Source organism: Variovorax ginsengisoli, from assembly GCF_030486595.1.
GTDB lineage: Bacteria > Pseudomonadota > Gammaproteobacteria > Burkholderiales > Burkholderiaceae_C > Variovorax > Variovorax ginsengisoli_B.
In genome coordinates this window covers 131346-138765 of record NZ_JAUJZH010000022.1, presented here as the reverse complement: position 1 = coordinate 138765, position 7420 = coordinate 131346, and the positions used below count along the sequence as shown (strand labels likewise).

Here is a 7420-nt window from a genome sequence, read left to right as displayed (position 1 = left end):
ATCAACCAGGCGATCACGCAGATGGACCAGGTGACGCAGCAGAACGCGGCGCTGGTGGAAGAGGCTGCGGCCGCTGCCGGGTCGCTGCAGGAGCAGGCGTCGAGCCTGGTGCAGGCGGTCAGCGTGTTCAAGATGGCCAGCGACGGCGAGGCCGCGCGGGTGATCGCGCAGGCGAAGTCGAAAGCGAAGGCGCAGCAGGTCGCCCGCAGGCCGGGCGCTTCGGCGCCGACGGCGAAGCGCCCGGCGGAGTCGGCGGCTCGCAGCGAGCCGAAGCTGGCCTCGTCCGGCGACTGGACCGAGTTCTAACAGCCCGTGCGGCGTACGGCCGCCATCCTAGGAGCAGCAATGCAGTGGTTTCAAAATCTTCGCGTCACCGTCAAGCTGGTCTTGAGTTTCCTCGTGGTCGCGGCCCTTGGCGCGCTCGTCAGCGCGCTCGGCATCTTCCACATGGGGCGCATCAGCGCGTCGACCGAGAGGCTCTACACCCACGAGCTGAGCGCTCTGCAGGCCGTGCAGCAGGCCAATATCGCGCTGCTCTATGCCAGCCGCTCGCAGATGACGCTGCTGTCGGCGGCCACCCGCGGTGAGCGCAACACGGGATCCAACGCGATCCGCCAATCGCTCGAGGCCCTCGAGGCGCGCACCGCCGAGGCCAAGCCGTTGTTCCTGGACAGCGAGGCCGGCACCAAGCTGTACCGGCAGTACGAGGCCTTGATGGCGCCGTTGAAGCTGCGCATGGCCGATTTCGTCACGCTGCTGGGCAAGCAATCGCTCGACAGTTCGCAATTCGACGGCCGGGTTGGTGACGACAGCGCGCAGCTGCTGAAGGACTCGCGCGCGCTCGAGGAGGTCCTGGAGGCCATGGTGGCCCACGCCAACACGCTCGCCAAGGCCAGCGCGGAGCGGGCCGCAGAGACCTACCAGGGCTCGCGCTGGCTCATGCTGGTGATCGCGGTCGTCGGTCTGCTGGCCAGCCTGGGCTTGGGCGCCGGGGTGGCCCGCTCGCTCGGGCGCCAGCTGGGCGGAGAGCCGGCCTACGCGGCCGAGGTGGTCGGCCGCATCGCGGCCGGCGACCTGGCGGTCGAGGTGGACACCGGCTCGGCCCGGCCCGGCAGCCTGCTGCATTCGATCCGGCTGATGCAGATCGAGCTGACCGAGGTGGTCGGCAAGATCAAGGCCTCCAGCGACACGATCGCGACTGCCTCAAACCAGATCGCGGCGGGCAACCAGGACCTGTCGTCGCGCACCGAAGAACAGGCGAGCTCGCTGGAGGAAACGGCCGCCTCGATGGAGGAACTCACCAGCACCGTCAAGCAAAACGCCGACAACGCGCGCCAGGCCAATCAACTCGCGGCTTCGGCCTCCGAAGTGGCGGTGAAGGGCGGCGAAGTCGTGAGCCAGGTGGTGGACACGATGGCGTCGATCAACGCCTCGTCGAAGAAGATCGTGGACATCATCGGCGTGATCGACGGCATCGCGTTCCAGACCAACATCCTGGCGTTGAACGCGGCGGTGGAAGCCGCACGCGCCGGCGAGCAGGGCCGCGGCTTCGCGGTGGTGGCGTCGGAAGTGCGCAGCCTGGCGCAGCGCTCGGCGGCGGCGGCCAAGGAGATCAAGGGCCTGATCGACGACTCGGTGGGCAAGGTGGGCGCGGGCAGCGCACTGGTGGCCGAGGCGGGCCGCACGATGGAAGAAATCGTGGGCAGCGTGAAGCGGGTGACCGACATCATGGGCGAGATCACGGCGGCGAGCCAGGAGCAGACCTCGGGCATCGAGCAGATCAACCAGGCGATCACGCAGATGGACCAGGTGACGCAGCAGAACGCGGCGCTGGTGGAAGAGGCCGCGGCTGCGGCGCAGTCGCTGCAGGGCCAGGCCGGCGGCCTGTCACAGGTGGTGGGGGTGTTCAAGCTTCGGGAGTCAGGCGCCGTTCAGCCTTCAACTTTCGGCTGAAGCGGCCGATATAGACCCTGAAGGCATTGCAGCGGCGATGCCGCAAGCAACACCCACCCACACCCAACCAGGTAATCGATCCCATGTCAGGAAACTTGTTCTTCACGGGTCTGAGCGGCCTCAATGTCGCGCGAACCTCGCTGATGACGACGGCCCACAACACGGCCAACGTCTACACCACCGGCTACAGCCGGCAGGTCGCGGAAGTCGCCACCAACGCGGCGGTCGCCACCGGCTCGGGCTATGTCGGCACCGGCGCCGGTGTCACCACGATCAGCCGCAGCTACGACCGTTACCTGACCGCGCAGCTGGCCACGGCCCAATCCTCCTCGGCGGCCTTGAATTCCTACGGCACCGAGATCAACCGTATCGACTCGCTGCTGGCCGACAAGACCTCCGGCATCAGCGTGCTGATGCAGACCTTCTTCACCGCGGTGCAGGGCGTCGCCAACACCCCGGCCGACTCGGCCGCGCGGCAGCAGCTCATCAGCTCGGCGCAGTCGCTGTCGAACAAGTTCCGCGCGACCGACCAGTACCTGAGCGACCTGAACGGATCGGTCAACGACCAGATCTCGGGCAGCGTCTCGCAGATCAATACCTATTCGAGCAAGATCGCCAGCCTCAACCAGCAGATCAGCATGATGACCGCCGTCGCCGGCGGCCAGCCGCCGAACGACTTGCTGGACCAGCGCGACCAGCTGGTCAGCGACCTGAGCCAGATCGTCGACGTCAAGGTGCTCGAGCAGGACAACGGCAAGTACAACGTGTTCATGGGCAATGGCCAGTCGCTGGTGACCGGCGACCAGGCCGCGACCATGAAGGCGGTGCCCTCGGCCGCCGACCCGACCCGCACCACGGTGGCGCTGGTCGGCCTGGCCGGCAACGTGTCGGAACTCGGCAGCGACGTCATCACCGGCGGCTCGCTGGGCGGCCTGATGAACTTCCGCACCCAGACCCTGATCCCGGCCCAGAACGCCATCGGCCGCCTGGCGATGGCGGTCTCGGGCGCCTTCAACGAGCAGCACGGCCTCGGCGTCGACCTCAACGGCGCGCTGGGCACCGACTTCTTCACCACCGCCACGCCCGCCGTGTTCTCGAACGCTAAGAACACCGGCAACATGGTGCTGTCGGGTGTCGTGACCGACACCAACAAGCTCAGCACCAGCGACTATTCGGTGCAGGTCAGCAACGTGGCGGGCACGCTGAACTACTCGGTGACCCGGCTGTCGGACAAGCAGTCGATGGGCACTTTCACGAGCTTCCCGATCAGCTTCGACGGCGTGAGCCTGACACAGGCGAGCGGCACGGCCCAGGCCGGCGACTCCTTCCTGGTGCAGCCCACCCGCACCGGTGCGCGCGACATGGACGTGCTGGTGCTCGACCCGGCCAAGGTGGCGGCGGCCTCGCCGATCGTGACCGGCAACGGCGCCGGCAACCAGGGCAGCGGCAAGCTGGGCAAGGCGACCGTCGACCCGACCTACCCGGCGACCCCGCTGGCCGCCAACCTGACGCTGAGCTACGACTCGGCGACCGGTACGCTGTCGGGCTTCCCCGCAACCTCCGCCGTCACCGTGACGCTGGCCAACGGCACCGCGACCACCTACGCAGCAGGCGCCCCGGTGCCCTACACGGCGGGCGCCCAGATCAGCTTCGACGGCCTCAGCATGGCGATGACCGGCATGCCGGCCAACGGCGACACTTTCACCATCGGCAAGAACTCGGGCGGCGTGTCGGACGGCAGCAACGCGCTGCTGCTGGGCGCCCTGCAGCGCCAGAGCACGATGGGCAACGGCACCACCACCTTCAATGGCGCCTACTCGCAGCTGGTCAGCGAGGTCGGCAACAAGGCGATGGAGATCAAGGTCGCGACCAAGACGCAGGAGAGCGTGACCAGCCAGATCAAGGCCAGCCAGCAGTCGATCTCGGGCGTCAACCAGGACGAGGAAACCGCCAACCTGCTGATGTTCCAGCAGATGTACCAGGCCAACGCGAAGGTCATCCAGACCGCCTCGACCATCTTCGACGCGATCCTCGGCATCCGCAGCTGATCGCGCCGACCCCACCCAATCCAAGGAGCCGTGATGCGTATCAGCACCAGTTCGTTCTACGAGCAGAACACCCTCGCGATGGGCCTGCAGCAGCAGAATCTCTTCAACGTCCAGCAGCGCCTGTCGGCGGGCACCAAGTTCCTGACCGCCGGCGACGACCCGGTGGGCGCGGCGCGGGTACTCGGCGTCGCCCAGACGCTGGCCGAGTCGGCCCAGTACGCCACCAGCCGCGAACGCGCGACCCTGTCCCTCAAGCGCGAGGAAACCGCGCTCGACAGCACCACCGTCATCCTGCAGAACATCAAGACCCTGACCGTGCAGGCCGGCAACGGCACCTTGTCGGATGCCGACCGCGTTTCGCTGGCGACCGCGATCCAGAGCAATCTGGACCAGCTGGTGGGCGTCGCGAACTCCGACGACGGCAACGGCCAGTTCCTGTTCGCCGGCTACAAGAGCGCCAGCCCGCCCTTCGCGGCCCAGGCCGGCGGCGGCGTGCAGTACGTCGGCGACCAGGGGCAGCGCCTGATGCAGGTCGACGTGGCGCGCCAGCTGTCGACCTCCGACGACGGCCGCACCGTGTTCCAGTCGGTACAGGGCGGCGCGGGCTACGTCACCTCGGGCGCCGCGGCCAACACCGGCACCGCCGTCTTCGGCGCGGTCAGCGTGGTCGATGCCACCGCGGCCAACTACAGCAAGGACTTCACGATCAGCTTCGCGGCCGGCAACTACACCGTGTCGACCAACGACACGCCCCCGGTGGTCGCCGCCAGCGGCGCCTTCACGGCCGGCTCGCCGATCGCCTTCGGCGGGCTGCAGATCAGCATGACGGGCACGCCGGCGAACGGCGACACCTTCAACGTCACGACCGCCAAGAACGCCGGCACCGACGTCTTCGCGACCATCGGCGAACTGGTCACGGCGTTGCGCACCCCGCTGACCGGCGGCGGCGCCGCAGCGCAGGCGAAGCTGCAGAATGCGCTGAGCACCGCCAATGTCAAGGTCACGAACGCGCACGACAACGTGCTCACCGTCCTGTCGTCGGTGGGCTCGCGCATGAACGAGGTCGACGCCCTCGACGACGGCGGCGCTTCGCGCGTGCTGATGGACAAGAGCTACATGTCCTCGATCGAGGACCTGGACCCGGCCAGCGCGATCTCGGAGTTCTACCAGCGGCAGACCTCGCTGCAGGCGACCCAGATGACCTTCGCCAAGCTGGCGTCGATCTCGCTCTTCAACTACCTTTGATGGACGACGGCCTGGGCGGCGGACGCGCCCGGGCCTCGTTCCTTCGGGGGCGTCCCGCTCCAACCGGCTTGGTTCGGCGTTAAAGTAGGTACAAAATCATTACATCGCTCAATTCTGGCGCGAGCATGAAACTTGTCCTGAACCATGGCGAACCTGGCCGATCTGGATCCATCGTTCTCGGTGCCCTGCAGGCGTTGTGCTGCCATGCTGCAGAAGGGGAACCGCTTTTGTCCCTTTTGTTTCGAGGATCAGCTGGCGCCCGCCGATACCGGCGATGGCGAACCGCCGGCCGTGTCCGGGCGCGGGCTCTCCGTGGCCAAGGAGGTGCCGGCCCCGATGGTCATCGACTTCAGGGACACGGTGCAGCCGGAAGCGGACGAAGTCATCCACATTCCCGGCCCCACGGGCACGGCCGGACAGGAGGCCGACGCCGAGATCGGCATGGTCCGGCCGGGCGCGTTCTGGCAGACGGAAGTGCTCGGCGGCGGCGGCAAGTCGAACTGGCTGACTCGCTTCGCGACCCCCCAGCGCATGGTGGCGGGCATTGCGCTTGCACTGGTCGTGGCCGGGGTCGCCGTCGTGGGGCTCGAGCGCGTCTATGTTGGCGGTGAGAACGAGGCCACCAGGGAGCGCGCGTTCAGGGACGACGTCGAGCGGGTCCAGGGCGCCCTGAAGCGCGGCGACCTGGGCACTGCCGAGCAGGTGCTCGAGGGCCTGGACGCCGACCATTCGGACGATCCGGCGGTGCAGGCGCTGTGGCAGGCCTTCGACAAGCGAGCGCAGGCGCAGGCCGCCGGCGGGGAGCCCCTTCCTGACGTTTCGCTGAAGCCGTCCAGGGCGATCCGGCTGGAACAGGCCGCTGCGCCGCCGGCCCCGGCCCCGGCGCGGCCGGAGGCGCCGCTTGCGTCCCCGCCCGCGCCGACCGCCGGTGCGGCCGGACCACAGGACAAGGAGTGCAGCGAGGCGCTGGCGGCGCTGGCCCTGTGCTCGAAGAAATAGAGAGTGCGCGCAAGAATGAGCCAGGCATCTCCTGGCAGTGTCAGCAACCTTCGACGGAGCCAGCATGCCAATAAGATCCCTGTCTATCGGGCTGTTGTGGATGGCCTTCCTCGCTTGCGCGGCCGCGGCGCCCCGGGCAGAGTACAAGATCGTGACCGCATCGAAAACCGGCACCTACATCCAGATCGGCCGGGACCTCGCGACCTGGGTCGCGGATCCGGCCGACATCGATCTCGAAGTCCTCGAGTCGAAGGGGTCGGCCGAAAACGTCCAGCGCATGCGCTTCGAGCCGGGCGTCAAGCTGGCGCTGGTGCAGTCCGACGTCTATCAGGCCTTCCTGGACGAGGCGAAGGCCGGCAACGCCGACGCCGGCAACATCATCCGGCCGCTGCGCCTGATCATGCCGCTCTACGACGAGGAGATCTACTTCGTCGTCCGCGCCGACTCGCCGCTCAACAGCATCCACGAGATCAAAAACCAGAAGATCGGGGTCGGCCCGCTGGGCAGCGGCACCGCGCTCACTTCTCGAACGCTCTACCAGCTGATGTTCGGCGAGCCGTTGCCGCCTGCCAACGCGCAGTACCTGACCAATGAAGAGGCGCTGGCCAGGCTCACGGTCGACAAGTCGATCGATGTCGCGATCATCGTCGCCGGGCAGCCGGCCAAGCTGTTCACGGACATGAAGGCCGAGGCGCGCAACTACATCAAGATCCTGAAGCTCGACGAGGCGGTGCCGGAGACGGCGCAGGCGAAGAAGACCTACTTCCCGGCGGTGATCCGCGCCTCCAGCTACTCGACATGGCTCAAGGCCGACGTGCCCACCCTGACCGTGAAGGCCTATCTGGTCACTTACGACTACGGCCTGCAGTCGACGGTCGGCGCGCTGAGCCGCTTCGCCGATTCCCTCTGCGCCAACTTCGACAAGCTGCAGGCCAACGGCCACCCCAAGTGGAAGCAGGTGCGCCTGGAACTGCCGCCCCTGAGCCAGGGATGGCGCTACTACGGGCCGATGGAAAAGCGCATGCGCAACTGCATCGCCCGCCGGACCGCCGTCGGTGCTGCAGCGGCGGCGCCGCCGCCGCTGCCGCGCAACTGCACCGAGCAGGAGCTGGTGCTGGGGATCTGCAGGCGCTGAGCCCGGCCCGCGCTCGGGGCCTCAGCCGACGCTGCAGGCC

The 7420-nt window shown here is 67.8% G+C and carries 5 protein-coding genes and 1 pseudogene; all 6 read left to right on the top strand.

Translation table 11 applies throughout. The annotated features are described in order from the left end of the window. Window positions 1–306, top strand: a pseudogene (locus QZH52_RS26530) (methyl-accepting chemotaxis protein); the annotation flags it as partial. A gap of 39 nt (window positions 307–345) precedes the next feature. Further along, complete coding sequence (locus QZH52_RS26525) at window positions 346–1953, top strand: methyl-accepting chemotaxis protein (RefSeq protein WP_301813674.1); 1608 nt, start codon at window positions 346–348, stop codon at window positions 1951–1953. 83 nt (window positions 1954–2036) lie between these two features. Continuing rightward, entirely contained in the window at window positions 2037–4001 is a 1965-nt protein-coding gene (gene flgK, locus QZH52_RS26520; protein WP_301813673.1) for a flagellar hook-associated protein FlgK, read from the top strand. Window positions 4002–4034: 33 nt separating this feature from the next. Then, window positions 4035–5246: a flagellar hook-associated protein FlgL gene (flgL, locus tag QZH52_RS26515; protein WP_301813672.1), complete on the top strand. Its 1212-nt coding sequence runs from the start codon at window positions 4035–4037 to the stop codon at window positions 5244–5246. 144 nt (window positions 5247–5390) lie between these two features. Then, window positions 5391–6245 carry a hypothetical protein gene (locus tag QZH52_RS26510; RefSeq protein ID WP_301813671.1) on the top strand — a complete coding sequence of 285 codons (855 nt, stop codon included), beginning with the start codon at window positions 5391–5393 and terminating at the stop codon, window positions 6243–6245. A gap of 64 nt (window positions 6246–6309) precedes the next feature. Next, window positions 6310–7380, top strand: a complete 1071-nt coding sequence (locus QZH52_RS26505; RefSeq protein ID WP_301813670.1) for a TAXI family TRAP transporter solute-binding subunit — start codon at window positions 6310–6312, stop codon at window positions 7378–7380. Window positions 7381–7420: the final 40 nt, after the last annotated feature.

What these genes read in the sequence shown, in the direction of transcription:
- flgK (WP_301813673.1), top strand. Translation starts at nt 2,037, where the DNA reads ATGTCAGGAAACTTGTTCTTCACGGGTCTGAGCGGCCTCAATGTCGCG.
- flgL (WP_301813672.1), top strand. Translation starts at nt 4,035, where the DNA reads ATGCGTATCAGCACCAGTTCGTTCTACGAGCAGAACACCCTCGCGATG.
- QZH52_RS26525 (WP_301813674.1), top strand. Translation starts at nt 346, where the DNA reads ATGCAGTGGTTTCAAAATCTTCGCGTCACCGTCAAGCTGGTCTTGAGT.
- QZH52_RS26505 (WP_301813670.1), top strand. Translation starts at nt 6,310, where the DNA reads ATGCCAATAAGATCCCTGTCTATCGGGCTGTTGTGGATGGCCTTCCTC.
- QZH52_RS26510 (WP_301813671.1), top strand. Translation starts at nt 5,391, where the DNA reads ATGGCGAACCTGGCCGATCTGGATCCATCGTTCTCGGTGCCCTGCAGG.